The following is a 16,256-nucleotide window of genomic DNA, read 5'->3' as shown; positions in this document are numbered from 1 at the left end:
TTTCAAGATGCTGCCAGCCGCTAGACTGCGCGTTGCAGCACATACTTTTAATAAGAGGGAGAAACACCAATGAAGTACTTTACCTGGTCATTCGTCGTGACCGCAGTCTGCCTGGCGCTGGCTGCCTGGTGGGGCTACCAGCATCCAGGTCCTGGGGGCGCCGCTGCTGCCGCGTTGACCGCGCTGGGCGTGGCCGCGATCCTGGCGGTGATGGAAGTCTCGCTGTCGTTCGACAACGCCGTGGTCAACGCTTCGGTGCTGAAGAACTGGGACGAGTTCTGGATCAAGCTGTTCCTGGGCGTCGGCATCATCATCGCCGTGTTCGGCATGCGCCTGGTGTTCCCGCTGGTGATCGTGGCCGTGGCTGCGGACCTGGGCATCACCGAGGTGTGGAACCTGGCGCTGTCCGATCCGAAAGCGTTCTCGATGCACCTGACCAACCACCACGCGGAAGTGGCGGCCTTCGGCGGCATGTTCCTGCTGCTGGTGTTCCTCAACTTCATGCTGGACGACGAGAAGGAAACCCACTGGCTGGGCAACTTCGAGAAGAAGATCGGCGCGCTGGGCAAGGTGTCGTCGATCGCTGTGATGATCGCGATTGCTGCTTTGCTCTTCAGCATGACTTACGTTGATGAAGCGCAAAAGATGGTCGTGTTGATCGCCGGCCTGTGGGGCATCCTGGTCTATGTTGGCGTCGATATGCTCAGCAGCATGCTGGAAAAGAGCGAAGAAGGCGGCGGCGAAGTCGGCGACATGGTCAAGAAGGGCGGTATCGGCGGCTTCCTGTACCTGGAAGTGCTGGATGCCTCGTTCTCCTTCGACGGCGTGATCGGCGCCTTCGCGATCACCAACGACGTCGTGATCATCATGCTGGGCCTGGCGATCGGCGCGATGTTCGTGCGTTCGATGACCGTGTTCCTGGTGCGCAAGGGCACCCTGGACGAATACGTCTACCTGGAACATGGCGCACACTACGCGATCGGCATCCTGGCCGTGATCATGCTGGCGAGCATGAAGTGGCACGTGCCCGAGCTGGTGACCGGCGGTGTGGGCGTGGCCTTCATCCTGGCTTCGCTGTGGAGCTCGCTGCAGTACAAGAAGAAGCACGCAGGCCTGGAAGCATAAGGGCAACCGTGGTCGATGGTTAGCAGTAACGCAGGGTTGGCGGGTCCCCCGCCGACGCGTTCAACCAGTATGCAGTGGCAGAGCATGCGCAGGTTGAACGCGTCGGCGGCATAGCCGCCAACCCTACGAGTGACACGCAACACAGAATTCAGAATCCGCGGCGAGCGGCAGAACACCAGCTCGCTGCGTTTATCAACCGGTGTTCAAGCAGTTTTATTTTCAGGAGAGTCTCAATCATGGCAATCAGTCTGCAAAAAGGCGGCAACGTCAACCTGTCGAAAGAAGCCCCGGGCCTGACCCAGCTGAAGGTCGGCCTCGGCTGGGACACCCGCGCCACCGATGGCGCAGCCTTCGACCTGGACGGCGCCGTGTTCCTGCTCAATTCGTCGGGCAAGGTCCGTTCGGATAGCGACTTCATCTTCTACAACAACCTGAAATCGAGCGACGGCTCGGTGGTCCACGCCGGCGACAACACCACCGGCGCCGGCGAGGGCGACGACGAAGTCGTCACCATCGACCTGACCAAGGTACCGGCCGACGTCGACAAGGTCGTGCTGGGCGTGACCATCCACGACGCCGAAGCGCGCCGCCAGAACTTCGGCATGGTCGGCAAGGCCTTCATCCGCTGCGTCAACGGCGCCACCAACCAGGAAGTGGCGCGCTACGACCTGTCGGAAGACAGCTCCACCGAAGCGGCGATGATCTTCGGCGAGGTGTACCGTAACGGCGCGGACTGGAAATTCCGCGCGATCGGCCAGGGTTTCGCCGGCGGCCTGGGCCCACTGGCCCGCAACTACGGCGTCAACGTTTAATTTCATTCAGTAAGGAGCAGCATGGCGCGGCGCGTCATGCTGCTACAGCCCTTTTCAAAGGAAGCCAAATGCCAGTTTTTACCGTGACCGGGGACGTCGATCCCTTCCTGCATGTGTCGATGAGGCAGGGCGAGACCATCTATTGCGAATCCGACGCGATGGTGATGATGGAGTCGACCCTCGACCTGAAAGGCAAGATGAAGGGCGGGCTCGGTAGCGCCCTGATGCGCACCTTCGCCAACGGCGAATCGTTCTTCCAGCAGCACATCGAAGCCACCCGCGGCGACGGCGACTGCTTGCTGTCGCCGACCCTGCCGGGCGCGATGCAGATCGTCGACGTCGGCCAGAACCAGTACATCATCAGCGATGGAGCGTTCGTCGCAGCGTCCTCGGGCGTGGAGCTGAAGGTGCGCACCCAGAGCATCGGCAACGCCCTGTTCGCGCAGAGCGGCGGCTTCTTCGTCACCGAGACCGGCGGCAAGGGCCAGGTGGCGGTGTCGGGCTTCGGCTCGATGTCGGTGCTGGACGTGGAGCCGGGCAAGGACGCCATCATCGACAACTCGCACGTGGTGTGCTGGGACAGCACGCTGCGCTACGAGATCTCGATCACCACCGGCACCAGCGGCGGCTTCCTGGGCAACCTGATCAACAGCCAGACCAGCGGCGAGGGCATGGTCCTGCGCTTCTCGGGTCGCGGCAAAGTGTACGTATGTTCGCGCAACCGCACTGCATTCAAGGCCTGGATGCAGCAGCCGGCTAAATAAGGAGGAATGCAATGTCAGTCAATCTGCAAAAGGGACAGAAGATTTCCCTCGACAAGGAAGGCGGCGCTGGTCTGAGCCGCGTGACCATGGGCCTGGGCTGGGACGCGATCAAGTCGAAGGGCTTCTTCGGCTTCGGCGGCGGCAAGTCCGAGGCGGTCGACCTGGACGCCTCGGTGGTGCTGTTCGACGAATCGAACCGCGCCGTCGACACCGTCTGGTTCCGCCAGCTCAAGAGCCGTGACGGCAGCATTGTCCACAGCGGCGACAACCGCACCGGCGCCGGCGACGGCGACGACGAGCAGATCTCGGTCGACCTGAATGGCGTGCCGCCGAACGTCAAGGCGCTGGTGTTCACCGTCAACAGCTTCACCGGCCAGAACTTCTCGACCGTCGAGAATGCCTACTGCCGCCTGATCAACGCCACCAACGGGCAGGAAGTGGCGCGCTTCAACCTGTCGGTGACCGGTTCGCACTCGGCGCAGATCATGGCCAAGCTGTATCGCCATAACGGCGAGTGGAAGATGCATGCGATCGGCGAGAATGGCGTCGGTCGTACCTTCGATGATCTGATGCCGCAGATTACGCCGCATCTGTAATCTGTAATTAGTTACCCACAAAATTACCCCGTCATCCCCGCGCAGGCGGGGATCCAAGTTTGTATGCGTATCCACTACGTCAAGCGTCAGTGGCTGCGCGACGGACCTGGATCCCCGCCTTCGCGGGGATGACGTTTTTGCGTTACGGGCCACGTCTTCGCGATGGCGGTAACGCATCCGCATTACCCGCCCCGCATGGAATGACTTCCGATCGTTGACAACCTACAACTGCATCAGTAGTGTATTAACCAATTAATACACCAATACGCAATGACCATCCCGCTCACCCACCTGTTCTCGATCGTCCCCGGCTCGTCCGATCCGATCTACCGCCAGCTGGTCGACCAGGTCCGGCGCCTGGTCGCCGGCGGCCAGCTGGCGCCGGGCGAGACGCTGCCCTCGGTGCGCGAGGTCGCGCTGCAGCTCACCGTCAATCCGATGACCGTGTCCAAGGCCTACGGCCTGCTCGAAACCGAGGGCGTGCTGGTGCGCCGGCGCGGGATCGGCATGGCGGTCGCCGGCCAGCCCAGCGACAAGCACGACGCCACGGAGCGCGCCAACCTGCTGCGGCCCACCCTGGAACGCGCCGCGCGCGAAGCACGCGAACTCGAACTCGATCCCGCCACCGTCATCGCTCTTTTCACCCACATCCTGAAGGAACAACCGTGACCGCTTCTCCCATCCAGATGCGTGGCGTCGCCATGCGCTTCGGCAGCAAGACCGTGCTCGACGGACTCGACTGGGAGGTGCGCCGCGGCCAGGTGATTGGCCTGCTGGGACGCAACGGCGCCGGCAAGTCGACGCTGATGGAATGCATGCTAGGCCTGCGCGAGACCGACGCCGGCAGCGTCACGCTGTTCGGCGAACCGGTGGCAAGCCTGTCGGACGCCAGCCGCGCCCGCGTCGGCTACGTGCCGCAGAAATCCGATCTGTTCGAGTGGATGACGCCGCTACAGATGCTGGATTACTTCAAGGCGCTGTACCCGCGCTGGAACGACGAAAGGGTCGAGCTGCTCCTGGCGCGCTGGGGCTTCGACCAGCTGATGCGCAACAAGCCGATCAGCCGGCTGTCGGGCGGCGAGAAGCAGCGCCTGTCGATCATCCGCGCGCTGGCGCACGACCCCGAGCTGCTGGTGCTGGACGAACCGGTGTCGGCGCTCGACCCGGCCGGCCGCCGCGCCTTCCTGAGCGAATTGATCGACGACGTGATCGAGCGCGGCACCACGGTGCTGTTCTCGACCCACATCCTGACCGACCTGGAGCGGGTGGCGCTCGACGTCGCCTTCCTCAAGGACGGCAGGATCGTGCTGCAAGGCCCGCTCGACGACCTGCTGGAAGACGCGCAGCGCAAGCACGCCGGCGTACGCGCCGGGCCGCCGACGCTGGAAGAACTGTTCCTCGAGGTGACGCGATGAGCGCGCGCCTCGGCCAGTACTGGCTGCTGTGGCGGGCGGGGTTGAGTTTCACCCACTACTTCTCCAGGCGCCTGCTGCTGCTGGCGGCAGTGTTCGTGACGCTGGTGTGTGCCTTGACCGCGGCTTACAGCGGCAGTTCCGGCGCCTGGCTCAGCTGGGTCTTGTGCGTGCCGGCCGGCTTCCTGCTGTTCGTCTGGGCCATGGCCTGGGTGCCGGGCGCACTCAAACTCAATTCACCGGCCAATGCGCAGCTGGTGCCCGGTATGCGCGGGCGCCTGATCGAACTGGGCTTGCTGGTGTGGCTGGCGGGCATTGGCGTGCTCGGCGCGGGCATCTACCTGACGTCGGGCCCTGCTGGTGCGAGCCTGTGGCTGGCAGTCTTCCTGACCCTCGGTCTGGCAACCATGACGGCGGGCATTTCCATGGCGCGGCTGATCTATTTCCCGATACTGCTGGGTTTCATCGCCGGCGACCGCGTCGCCACTGGCGCTGGCGCTGCTGCCACTGCTTGGCGCGCTGGCCATGCGGGCGATGTTTCCGCGGGCCGGCGCGCGCCACTGGAAGATGGTTGCGCGTCAGACCAGCGCCGGCGCCGTCAAGCTCCCCGCCACGCTGGACCGCGAACCGACGCGGTTTTCGTGGGACGGCCTGCTGCTGCGGCGCGCCGTGGCCCGGCGCAAGCCGGCCGCGCTGCTGGTGCTGGCGCTCGGGCGCAGCATGCCGGGGGCGTTGGCCAACGGCCTGGCGCTGGCGGCGCTTGGGATCGGCGCGGTCGTCTTCCTGGCAAAGAACGGTGTACTGCCGATCATGACCGATTATTTCGCGCAGTTTAGCTGGATTACGATCTCGGGCGTCCTGGTGGTCTTCATCTTCCAGGCCGGCATGGCCCCGGCCTGGCTGGCGCGCACCACCGGCGAGCAGGCGCTGGTGCGGCTGGCGCCGAGCTTTCCGGTCGACGCAGCGGCGTTCAACGGCTTGCTGGCGCGCGTCCAGCTGCGCCAGTCGCTGACGATCTGGCTGATGGCGAGCGGCGCCGCGTTGCTGCTCGGCCTGGTCAGCGGCATGGACGGCGCCGCGCTCTGGCAGCAGGCCGGCGTGTGCTGCATGACCTTGCCGACGCTGGCCCTGGCACTGCGCAACCATGCCAGCAGGGCGGCCTGGCCGGTGTTCGGCATGTGGGCTCTCTCATTCGGACTGAGCTATGTAAGTCCGCTGGCCGGCATCGTTGCGTACGCCGCGTTCGGCCTGCCGTTCTGGCCAGTCGCGCTGGCTACCGCGTTCACCTTGAGCATCGTGCTGGTGCACCAGCGCCTGGGCCTGATGCGCGCGGCGCCGATCGCATTTCCGGCTGGACGGCTCGATTGAAGAGACGGGTGGCGTGGTGTGCCGTCGGCGGCCACGCCGCTGCGTTCCAAGCATCACCCATATGTGAACATGTACTTAAATTGTTACCAATTAGCAACGGTAAATCCCGAAAAACGCCACAAATCGTTGCCTACAGCCAACCAAAAGTCGTGTTTCTCCGTTGCCGCAGCGGTTTTTTGCTGAATTTTCCGGCTACTCGGGGTAAGGTGAGGTCCGCTAAAACTTGCTTTGCGTAAATTCACCTACCTCCGAGGCATCATGCTCCAACATCTTTCACTGCGCGTTCGCCTGATCGCGACCATGGCCCTGCTGGGTTTCCTGATTGCCGCGATCGGCGCGGCTGGCATCTATGGCCAGCGCCAGGAGCACGCCGCGCTCGAGCACGTCTACTCGAACCAGCTTGCGTCCAGCATCGCGATCAACAGCGCCAAGAATTTCCTGGCCCGCGCGCGCTTCAACTACGACAAAGCCGTGTTCCACCCGGATGCTGCCGACGTCGGCAACACCCTCAAGCGCGGCAAGAGCTTCATCGACGATTCCGACCGCGAATGGCAGCGCTACCTGGCCATGCCGCGCGACGCCGAAGAGGAGCAGCTGGCCAAGACCCTGGAAGCCGAACGCAGCCGCTACATCAGCGACGGCATGCTGGCGCTGGCAACCGCGGTCGAGCAGCAGGACGCGGCCCGCATCGACCAGTTGGCGATGAAGGATCTGACCAAGCTGTACGGTAGCTTCAACAAGGCGTCCGAGGCGGTCGACGAGTACCAGATGAAGGCCGCCAAGCAGACCTTCGACCAGCGTACCGAACAGTTCAACGTCATGCTGACCGTCACCGGCGGCGCCGTGCTGCTGGGCCTGCTGCTGGCCGCAGTGTCGTCGTGGCTGCTGCTGCGCGCCATCATGCAGCCGCTGAACCACGCGCTCGGCCACTTCGAGGCGATGGCCGAGGGCGACCTGTCGACCCGTGTCGAGATCGGCCGCAACGATGAAATGGGCGCGCTGCTGCAGGGCCTGGCGAACATGCAGCGCCAGCTGGCCGCCACCGTGCGCAGCGTGCGCGACAGCAGTATGTCGATCGCCACCGCCAGCAGCGAGATCGCCGCCGGCAACATGAACCTGTCCGCGCGCACCGAGCAGCAGGCCGGCAGCCTGGAAGAAACGGCGTCGTCGCTGGAAGAACTGACCAGCACCGTGCAGCACAATGCCGACAACGTGCGCCAGGCCAACAACGTGGCGCGCACCGCGTCCGAGGTCGCCAACCGCGGCGGCAAGCTGGTAACCGAAGTGGTGCAGACCATGGGCGCCATCGACGCCTCGTCCAAGCGCATCGTCGACATCATCTCGACCATCGACGGCATCGCCTTCCAGACCAATATCCTGGCGCTGAACGCGGCGGTGGAAGCGGCCCGCGCCGGCGAGCAGGGCCGCGGCTTCGCGGTCGTCGCCAGCGAGGTGCGCAACCTGGCGCAGCGCTCGGCGACGGCGGCCAAGGAAATCAAGGAACTGATCGCCACCTCGGTCAGCAACGTCGAAGCCGGTTCGGCACTGGTCAACAGCACCGGCGCCACGATGGAAGAGATCGTCTCCAGCGTGACCCGGGTGAGCGACATCATGGCCGAGATCCTGGCCGCCGGCGAAGAGCAGAGCGCCGGCATCCAGCAGATCAACGAGGCGGTGGCGCACATGGACCAGGCGACCCAGCAGAACGCCGCCCTGGTCGAGGAAGCGGCCGCCGCCACCGGCGCGCTGCAGGACCAGGCCAGCGCGCTGCAGCAGATGGTGAGCGTGTTCAAGGTGGATCCGGCTGCAGCAGCCATTATCCAGCCGGCCCAGGCGCGCAGCGGCGCCGCCCACCACCTGGCGCTGGCCGCCGCCTGACGCGTCGGCGCCGGGGCGCCGACGACAAGCGCGCGACATGCGCGCCACTACGATGCCGACTCCTTCCTCCATGGAGTCGACATCATGTCACCTTCCCGCAGCGCCATCTCCATCGCCAGCCTTGCGCTGGCCTCCTGCCTGATCCTGGCCAGTCCCCACGGCCGCTCCGCCCTGGCGGGCCAGCCGGCCGCCGGGCCGGCTGCGCCAGACCTCACCGGCGTGGCATTGGCGCCGATCGACAAGGCCCATACCTTCGCCCAGCTGCGCCGGGATGCCAGGGCCGCCGGTCCCAGCACCTTGCTGGTGCTGTCGCTGGCGCGCGAAGGTGTGACCGCCATCGACCTGAGCGCACTGAGCGGCCTGTACGGCCTTGACGCCTTCGACGTCATCAAGCGCTTCGACAGCGCCGCCCTCGACGCGCTGGCGCGCCAGCCGCAGCGCGCGCGCCGCTATCCCTTGTCCAGTTTGCTGGGCGTCGGGCCGCGCGGCCTGGCGCACGTCGCCGCCGGCACCAATTATCCGGCGCACGGCGAAGAGACCGGCGTCGAGGGCGCCTTCCTGTTCCCGAAACTGTCGCCGGCCAGCGGCCCGCGCATGACGGTCGCCACTGCGCCCGGCGTGCTGCTCGACTACGAGGTCGAGGTGTGCGCGCGCTTCGACCGCGAACTGCGCTCGATGGCCGACTTCGAGGCGGCGCGCAAGGGCCTGTTCCTGTGCGGCGATTTCACGGACCGCGCCACGCTGGTGCGCAACCTCGACCTGCGCAACATCACTTCCGGCGACGGCTTCGCCGACGCCAAGAGCGGGGCCGACCGCTTCCCGACCGGCCCGTTCCTGGTGGTGCCACATGATTGGAAAGCCTTCCTGGCCGAGGTCACCATCGCCACCCACGTCGACGGCCGGCCGCGCCAGCGGGCCAGGACGGCCGACATGATCAAGGACCTGCCCACCATCGTGCGCGAGACATTGCAGGAGGCGGGCGCCCGCACCTGGTCGTACCGGGGCGGGCGCATCCCGATGGTCGAGCGCGCCGCGATCGGCACCGAGAGCGCGGTGCTGACCGGCACCGGCGACGGCGTCGTGTTCCGCGAGCCGGGCGCCGAGGTGATGAAGGAGGTGATGACCGCGCCAGGCCGCGCCGCGCAGCTGGCCGTCATCGAACGCTACCTGGCCGGCGAGGCCGCCAGGCGCATCTATCTGCAGCCGGGCAACCGCGTGCGCCATTCGAGCAACTACCTTGGCTGGATCGAGGCTGGCGTGGTCACCGCGCCGGCGGCCGGCAAATAGGGCGCCCGGCAACGACATTCCAACGACACGCCTGGTTCATCCTTCTCCACATCGAAATCACTCACCGTCCAACACAGGGTCATCTCATGAAGCATTCCTTGGCATTCTTCCTTGTCCTCTCCACCGCATCCGGTCTCGCCGCCGCCCAGGAAACCCCGCGCTGGGGTCTCGGCATCGGCACCGCCGTCTCCGACAGCGTCTACGCCGGCGAAGGCACGCGCGTCACTCCGTTCCCGCTGGTCTCGTACGAAGGCGAGCGCTTCTTCTGGCGCGGCATCAGCGGCGGCGCGCATCTGGTGAAAGGCGCCGCCTTCACTCTCGACGCCACGCTGTCGGCACGGATCGACGGCATCGACCGCGACGACTTCGGCGCCGACGAACTGGCCCGCAACGGGATCGACCGCAGACTGCTGGAAGACCGCGACGACGCCTTCGACCTCGGCCTGGCGGCCAGCTGGCGCGGCGCGGCCGGCCAGCTCACCATCGGCGCCAAGGGCGACGTCACCGGCGCCAGCAAGGGCTTCGAAGCCAGCGTGACCTACGCCTATCCGATCCAGTGGGGCGCAGCCCGCATTTCGCCCAACATCGGCGTGGCGCACTATTCGAAGAAGCTGGCCAACTACTACTACGGCACCTTGCCCGAGGAAGTCGCGCGCGGCGTGCGCCGCTACGAGCCGGGCAGCGCGGCCATCGCCCGCGTCGGCATCGACGTGGTGCGGCCGTTCGCCGGACGCTGGGCCGTGATCGGCAGCGTCTCGTACCGCAAGCTGCCGGGCAAGCTGTCGGATAGTCCGTTGCTGGAAAAGGATCTTGATGGCGTGGTGTCCGGCTTCATCGGCCTGTCGCGCGGCTTCTGAGAGGGAAGGGCCGGCGGCGCGCGATTGATGCGATACTGGCCCGCATTGTGACCAAGAGTTGAATCACGCAATCACCGAATATGCGCATCGACATCATGAAGCAGCCCCTGAGCGTTCTCATCATCGAAGACAACGCCGCCCTGGCGGCCAATATCTACGACTACCTGGAAGCCTGCGGCCACCATCCCGACGCCGCGCCGGATGGCGAATCCGGCCTGGGCCTGCTGGCGCTGAACCGCTACGACGCCGTGGTGCTGGACTGGATGATGCCGCGCATGGACGGCATGACGATGCTGGCCCGGTTGCGGCGCGAGCTGAAGTCGCGCATCCCGGTGCTGGTGATCACAGCGCGCGACCAGCTCGAACACAAGCTGGAGGGTTTTACCACCGGCGCCGACGACTACGTGGTGAAACCGGTGGCGCTGCCCGAACTCGAGATCCGGCTGCGGGTGCTGGCGGCGCGCGCCGGCGCCGCGCCGGCCGGTGCCCAGGTGCTGGAAGTGGCCGACCTGCGCTTCGACCTGGGCACGCTGCAGGTCACGCGCGGCGGCAGGCAGGTAGCCATGACGCCGGTGCGGCGCCAGCTGCTCGAACTCCTGATGCGCCGTTCGCCCGGCCTGGTGCGGCGCGAAGAACTGGAAACCCTGATCTGGAACGACCGCGTGCCCGACAACGACGTGCTGCGCTCGCACATGCACATGCTGCGCAAAGCGGTCGACGGCGGCGCCGAACGCAAGCTGGTCGTGACGGTGGCCGGCAGCGGTTATCGCCTGGGCGGGGCGGATGAATAAGCCGGCGGCCGGCACCGCGCAGAGCCGGCGCCGGCGCAGCCTGCAGCGCAAGATCAGCTCGGTGTTCGTGCTGTTCGGGCTGCTGCTGGCGCTGGGGCTGACGATCCAGGGCAACCTGAGCCAGCAACTGATCGTGCATCCGATCTGGGAAGAGCTGCTGCGTTCGAGCACCGATCAATACCTGGCCGACGGCGCGCCGGCCAGGGCGCTGCCGGCGGAGGGCCTGATCCGCGGCTGGCGCTTGACGGGAGACGGTGCGCCGGCCGCCATGCCCGCTTATTTTGCACGGCTGGCGCCCGGCTACTACGACGAGCAGGCGATGGATGCCTGGGATGGAGAGAAAAGCCATGCGGTGCTGGTCACGCCGCTGGCCGGCGGCGAACGGGTCGTGATGGCGGTCGACATCACCGACCTCGAAAACGACCAGAATGCGATGGCGCTGATCAGCGTCCTGATCGCGGTGGTGAGTGGATTGACCATCGTCGCGTCGCTGCTGTGGCTGTACCGCGGCATGCGCCGCCCGATCAGGCTGCTGGCGCAGCGGATGGAAGAGCTCGACCCCGAGCAGCCGTCGCAGCGCCTGACCACCGATTTCGCCATCAGCGAACTGCACGACATCGCGACCCTGGTGAATCGCCACCTGGAGCGGGTCGAACGCTTCATCGAACGCGAGCGCAGCCTGCTGGACCAGGCCAGCCACGAATTCCGCACCCCGATCGCGGTGATCGCGGGCGCGGTCGACGTGCTCAGGCTGTACGACCTGCCGCCGGCCGCGGCGGCGCCGCTACAGCGCATCCAGTCGACCACCGACAATCTGTCCGAGACCATGGCGGCATTGCTGTTTTTGTCGCGCGAAGCGGATGGCAGCGCGCCGCTCGAGAGCACCCGGCTCGACGCCCTGGTCACGCTGCTGGTCGACGACCACCGCCATCTGCTGGACGGCAAGGATGCGCGCTTCGAGATCGAGGCGCTGCAGCCGCTGTGGGTGGACAGTCCCGAAGCGATCCTGCGCATCGTGGTCGGCAATCTGCTGCGCAACGCCGCCGAGAACACCTGGCAGGGCGCCATTTGCATCCGGCTGGCGGACGGACGGCTGACGGTGCAGGACAGCGGCGCCGGCTTCGACACGGTGGCGGCGGCGCGCCGCTACACCCGCGCGCTGCGCGATTCGGCCAAGCAGGGCGGGGGACAGGGACTCGGCCTGTTCCTCACGCGCCGGGTGTGCGAACGCTTCGGCTGGCGCTTGACCATGTCGTCGCATCCGGGGCAGGGCACGCTGGCCGAACTGCGTTTTCCTGGATAGTCCGGCGCATCAGCCGTGCCTGAGCACCGCCATGAATTCGGCGCCGGCGATCAGGGCCAGGATCGCCGTCATGTGCACGCCGAGCAGTACCAGCGCCGCGACCCAGGCCGCCGGCCGGCTGCCGCCATACACGCGGCGCAGGGCGATCGCCAGGTAGGCGACGATCCAGCACACCGGCAGCAGCTGCAGCCAGTCCCAGGGCTCGGCCAGCGAAGACAGGCGGGCATAGATCGCGGCGATCAGCCAGGCGACATTGCCGGGAATGAGCATCATCGCACTGGCCAGCAGGAACACGAAGGCGCTGTAATGCAAGGCGAACACCAGGTGTTCGCCGTAAAGACGCCGGGTGCGCCAGTAGATCAGTTTCAGGTACAGCGCGAACAGCGGCAAGGCGCCGATCAGCATGTACGGCACGGTGCTCAGGAAGCCCTGGTTCAGGAGCGCCGCCTGCTGCTCCTTCGGCGCGGCGACGAACTGTTGCAGGTTGCTTGCCCACTTCTTGTTCACACGGCCCAGGTGCGCAACCGCGTCCTTCAATGGTTCGAACTTTTCGGAATCCGTTTCGGATTTGTCGCTCTCGGCTTCGGCCACCGTGACATAGAGGGCGACATTGCGCGGCTTGCCGGTGGCGGGATCGCTGGTCTTGTGTTCGTAGATGAGGCCGTAGCTGTCTTCCTTGAAGAACACCTGCGGCAGGTCGACCCCGATGATCTTGATCAGCGCGAACACGATCAGGCTCAGCGTCAGGTACAGGCGCAGCGGATTGACGAACGGCACGCGTACGCCGCGCAGGTGGTCGGCCGTCAGCCGTCCCGGGGCCAGCAGCAGCGTGCGCAGCGTTCGCCACAGCTTGCCTTCCAGCGCCACGTAATGGCCAACGAATTCGTGCAGGAATTCGCCCGCCGAGGGCGGATGGGGATGGGTCGACTCGCCGCAGTGCGAGCAGAAATTGCCCTGTGCCGGAAAGTGGCAGCTGGGGCAGCCGTGGGGGTGGGGCGCACCTGTCTGCGGCGCATGCGCGGCCAGGTCGGGGGGCACGATGTCAAGCACGGGGGGCACGGTCTGGCGGTCCTCACGAAGCGATGGCTGAAACGGTGTTTACGGGACGGATGCGCTGCGCGCGCCGCCGTCCAACCGGATAGCATAGCCTAGTGGCCGGGCGTCAATTTACACGCATTGTCACGCCTCAGTCCTGCGCGAAGAAATCGGTGTCGGGCACCAGGTCGCGCAGCGGCTGGCACTTGCGTTCGGCTTCCTCGGCCCGGGCGCGCAGGCGCCCGGCTTGCACCGGATCGCCGCCGGCGTCGGCCTGGTCTGCCATCCCTCCTTGTTAATTTTTTATCATTGTAGGGAATCGGCGCCGGCGCCGGCCCGGCAATCGTGCCGCCCCCGTGCCGCCAGCGCGGCGGGCGCCGGATGCGGCGACGACATGCCGATCATGCAATAATGTGGCATGAACGCGCGCAACCATTTTTCGATTCCCTCCGCAGCAGGACACTCCAGGTTGTCTGCATGACGGGCGTGCGCCCGTTTCCACCGGGTGGCGGCGCGATGGGGGCCGCGATCCGCGCCCTCGACTGGCGCGCATCGCCGCTCGGACCCGTATCCGCCTGGCCGGCCACGCTGCGCACCGCCGTCGGCATCATGCTCGATTCGGCCTTCCCCAGCTTTCTGGTGTGGGGCCCGCAGCAGATCCTGATCTACAACGACGCCTACGCCGGGATCCTGCACGACAAGCACCCGGCCGCGCTCGGCCGCTCGTTCCGCACGGTCTGGCCCGAGATCTGGGACGTGCTGGCGCCGCTGGTCGAGCGCACCCTGGTGCGCGGCGAATCGCACCGCATGAACGACATCCCGCTGGTCGTGCAGCGCAGGGGCTACGCCGAGCAGACCTGGTTCACCTATTCGTACGGCCCGGTGCGCGCCGACGACGGCGCAGTGCTCGGCATGCTGTGCAACTGCATCGAGACCACCGAGGCGGTGCTGATCCAGCGCCGCCGCGCCACCAGCGAAGCGGTGCTGCGCGAAAGCGAGGCCAGCACGCGCCAGGATGCCGAACGGGTGCAGCTGGCCCTGACCGCCGGCGCCATCATCGGCACCTGGGTGTGGGACCTGACGACCGACCGTTTTACCGTCGACGAGGCCTTTTCGCGCGCGTTCGGCCACGATCCGGCCCTGGGCCGCGTCGGCCTGAGCCTGGCGCAGGTGGTCTCCACCGTGCACCCGGACGACCAGGCCGGGCTGGCCCAGGCCATCAACGAAGTCATCGCGCGCGGCGGCCATTACGCCCACCAGTACCGGGTGAAACGCGCCGACGGCCACTATTACTGGATCGAGGCCAACGGCCGGGTCGACCTGGCGCCGGACGGCACCGGGCTGCGCTTTCCCGGCGTGCTGATCGACGTCCAGGCGCGGCGCGCGGTGGAGGCCGAGCGCGACCAGGCGATCCTGAAACTGCGCGCCCTGAACGACGAACTGGAACAGAAGGTCATCGCCCAGGCGCTGGCGCGCGGCCGCACCTGGCAGGTCAGTCCCGACCTGATCGGCGTGATCGGCGCCGACGGCCACTTCGAAGCTTCGAACCCGGCCTGGGAAGCGATGCTCGGCTGGAGCGAGGAAGAAGTGGCCGGCACGTATTTCCTCGACTTCGTGCACCCGGACGACCATGACGGCACGCGCGCGGCCTGGAACGGCATGCTGCAGGACGAGCTGCCAGCGCTGCGCCTGGAAAACCGCTACCGCCACAAGGCCGGCGGCTGGCGCTGGCTGTCGTGGGTGGCGGTGCCGGACGACGGCAAGGTGTACTGCTCGGCGCGCGACATCACGGTCGAGCGCGAGCGCCAGGCCGAACTGGAGCGCGCCCAGGACCTGCTGCGCCAGTCGCAGAAGATGGAAGCGGTGGGCCAGCTCACCGGCGGCCTGGCGCACGACTTCAACAACCTGCTGGCGGGCATCTCGGGCAGCCTCGAGCTGATGAACATGCGCATCAAGCAGGACCGGGTGGGCGAACTCGAGCGCTACATCGGCGTGGCGCTGGGCGCCACCCGGCGCGCGGCCGCGCTCACGCACCGCCTGCTGGCGTTCTCGCGCCGCCAGACGCTGGCGCCGCGCTCGACCGACGTCAACGCCATGGTCGGCAGCATGCTGGACATGATCCGGCGCACGGTGGGCCCGAGCGTGCAGGTCGAGACCGGCTGCACGCCGCGCCTGTGGCCGGCGCTGGTGGACCAGTCGCAGCTCGAAAATGCGCTGCTGAACCTGTGCATCAACGCGCGCGACGCCATGCCCGACGGCGGGCGCATCGAGATCGGCACCGACCACCGCCAGATCACGCCGGAACAGGCGCGCGAATATGACATGCAGGCGGGCGAATACCTGACCCTGTGCGTGTCCGACACCGGCAGCGGCATGCCGCCGGACGTGATCGCCAAGGCGTTCGACCCGTTCTTCACCACCAAGCCGCTGGGCCAGGGCACCGGCCTCGGGCTGTCGATGATCTACGGCTTTGCCAAGCAGTCGGGCGGCCAGGTGCGCATCGCGTCGAGCGAAGGCGAGGGCACCACCGTCACCATCTACCTGCCGCGCCACCTCGGCGAGGCCGACCGCGACGACGGCGCGCCGCAACAGAACGACGCGCCGCTGGCCGGCGCCGGCGAAACGGTGCTGGTGGTGGACGACGAGCCGAGCGTGCGCATCCTGGTGTCCGACCTGCTAGGCGAGCTCGGCTACGCTGCGCTGGAAGCGGCCGACGGCGCCGGCGGCCTGAAGGTGCTGGAGTCGAATGCGCGGGTGGACTTGCTGATCTCGGACGTCGGCCTGCCGGGCATGATGAACGGACGGCAGATGGCCGACGCCGCGCGCGTCAAGCGGCCGGATCTGAAAGTATTGTTCATCACCGGGTTCGCCGAGACCGCGCTGCTCAACAACGGACAGCTGGAGCCGGGGATGTCGGTGCTGACCAAGCCGTTCACGGTGGAGACGCTGGCGGCGCGGGTTCGCGATCTGATTGGAGGCAGGGCGGGAGTATCGGGCTGAGGCGAAGAGACCGTCGCAGTCATGCAGT

16 protein-coding genes are annotated in these 16,256 nt (G+C 66.7%); 13 read left to right on the top strand and 3 right to left on the bottom strand.

Annotated elements, in window-relative coordinates; genetic code table 11:
• Positions 1–69: 69 nt before the first annotated feature.
• The 6 genes from QPK27_RS22060 to QPK27_RS22035 all read left to right on the top strand — a co-directional run bounded on the left by QPK27_RS22060 (position 70) and on the right by QPK27_RS22035 (position 4,712).
• Positions 70–1,125: a DUF475 domain-containing protein gene (locus tag QPK27_RS22060; RefSeq protein WP_290420333.1), complete on the top strand. Its 1,056-nt coding sequence runs from the start codon at positions 70–72 to the stop codon at positions 1,123–1,125.
• 236 nt (positions 1,126–1,361) lie between these two features.
• Positions 1,362–1,937, top strand: coding sequence for a TerD family protein (locus QPK27_RS22055; protein WP_290420332.1), 576 nt, complete (start codon positions 1,362–1,364; stop codon positions 1,935–1,937).
• 68 nt (positions 1,938–2,005) lie between these two features.
• Positions 2,006–2,701 (top strand): TIGR00266 family protein, encoded by a 696-nt coding sequence (locus QPK27_RS22050; RefSeq protein ID WP_290420331.1) that lies wholly within the window; start codon positions 2,006–2,008, stop codon positions 2,699–2,701.
• A gap of 11 nt (positions 2,702–2,712) precedes the next feature.
• Positions 2,713–3,297 carry a TerD family protein gene (locus QPK27_RS22045; RefSeq protein WP_290420330.1) on the top strand — a complete coding sequence of 195 codons (585 nt, stop codon included), beginning with the start codon at positions 2,713–2,715 and terminating at the stop codon, positions 3,295–3,297.
• A gap of 270 nt (positions 3,298–3,567) precedes the next feature.
• Positions 3,568–3,966: a GntR family transcriptional regulator gene (locus QPK27_RS22040; RefSeq protein WP_290420329.1), complete on the top strand. Its 399-nt coding sequence runs from the start codon at positions 3,568–3,570 to the stop codon at positions 3,964–3,966.
• Positions 3,963–4,712, top strand: a complete 750-nt coding sequence (locus tag QPK27_RS22035) for an ABC transporter ATP-binding protein (protein WP_290420328.1) — start codon at positions 3,963–3,965, stop codon at positions 4,710–4,712. The genes QPK27_RS22040 and QPK27_RS22035 overlap by 4 nt, the downstream gene beginning before the upstream one ends.
• A gap of 124 nt (positions 4,713–4,836) precedes the next feature.
• Here QPK27_RS22035 and QPK27_RS22030 read toward each other — a convergent pair whose 3' ends face one another.
• Positions 4,837–5,025: a hypothetical protein gene (locus QPK27_RS22030; protein WP_290420327.1), complete on the bottom strand. Its 189-nt coding sequence runs from the start codon at positions 5,023–5,025 to the stop codon at positions 4,837–4,839.
• Positions 5,026–5,234: 209 nt separating this feature from the next.
• Here QPK27_RS22030 and QPK27_RS22025 point away from each other — a divergent pair, with 209 nt between their 5' ends.
• From QPK27_RS22025 to QPK27_RS22000, 6 genes are all read left to right on the top strand, one after another.
• The gene (locus QPK27_RS22025; RefSeq protein ID WP_290420326.1) at positions 5,235–6,077 is read left to right on the top strand and encodes a hypothetical protein; all 843 of its coding nucleotides are present in this window, start codon (positions 5,235–5,237) and stop codon (positions 6,075–6,077) included.
• A gap of 258 nt (positions 6,078–6,335) precedes the next feature.
• Complete coding sequence (locus QPK27_RS22020) at positions 6,336–7,955, top strand: methyl-accepting chemotaxis protein (protein ID WP_290420325.1); 1,620 nt, start codon at positions 6,336–6,338, stop codon at positions 7,953–7,955.
• An 84-nt stretch (positions 7,956–8,039) separates the two neighbouring features.
• Positions 8,040–9,242 carry a fumarylacetoacetate hydrolase family protein gene (locus tag QPK27_RS22015; protein WP_290420324.1) on the top strand — a complete coding sequence of 401 codons (1,203 nt, stop codon included), beginning with the start codon at positions 8,040–8,042 and terminating at the stop codon, positions 9,240–9,242.
• Positions 9,243–9,340: 98 nt separating this feature from the next.
• On the top strand, positions 9,341–10,099 hold the full coding sequence (locus QPK27_RS22010) for a MipA/OmpV family protein (protein ID WP_290420323.1): 759 nt from the start codon (positions 9,341–9,343) through the stop codon (positions 10,097–10,099).
• Positions 10,100–10,194: 95 nt separating this feature from the next.
• Positions 10,195–10,890 carry a response regulator transcription factor gene (locus tag QPK27_RS22005; protein ID WP_290420322.1) on the top strand — a complete coding sequence of 232 codons (696 nt, stop codon included), beginning with the start codon at positions 10,195–10,197 and terminating at the stop codon, positions 10,888–10,890.
• Positions 10,883–12,193, top strand: coding sequence for a HAMP domain-containing sensor histidine kinase (locus tag QPK27_RS22000; RefSeq protein ID WP_290420321.1), 1,311 nt, complete (start codon positions 10,883–10,885; stop codon positions 12,191–12,193). Before QPK27_RS22005 ends, QPK27_RS22000 begins: the two co-directional genes overlap by 8 nt.
• Positions 12,194–12,202: 9 nt before the next feature.
• Here QPK27_RS22000 and QPK27_RS21995 read toward each other — a convergent pair whose 3' ends face one another.
• Entirely contained in the window at positions 12,203–13,252 is a 1,050-nt protein-coding gene (locus QPK27_RS21995) for a DUF3667 domain-containing protein (protein ID WP_290420320.1), read from the bottom strand.
• Positions 13,253–13,379: 127 nt separating this feature from the next.
• On the bottom strand, positions 13,380–13,514 hold the full coding sequence (locus QPK27_RS21990) for a hypothetical protein (RefSeq protein ID WP_290420319.1): 135 nt from the start codon (positions 13,512–13,514) through the stop codon (positions 13,380–13,382).
• A gap of 191 nt (positions 13,515–13,705) precedes the next feature.
• On the opposite strand from QPK27_RS21990, the gene QPK27_RS21985 reads away from it, so the two are divergent.
• Positions 13,706–16,228 carry a PAS domain-containing sensor histidine kinase gene (locus tag QPK27_RS21985; protein WP_290420318.1) on the top strand — a complete coding sequence of 841 codons (2,523 nt, stop codon included), beginning with the start codon at positions 13,706–13,708 and terminating at the stop codon, positions 16,226–16,228.
• Positions 16,229–16,256 lie beyond the last annotated feature (28 nt).

The organism is Massilia sp. YIM B02443 (genome assembly GCF_030411955.1).
Taxonomy (GTDB): Bacteria; Pseudomonadota; Gammaproteobacteria; order Burkholderiales; family Burkholderiaceae_D; genus Telluria.
The sequence above is the reverse complement of the archived record's forward strand: the minus strand, read 5'-3'. Positions and strand labels throughout refer to the sequence as shown.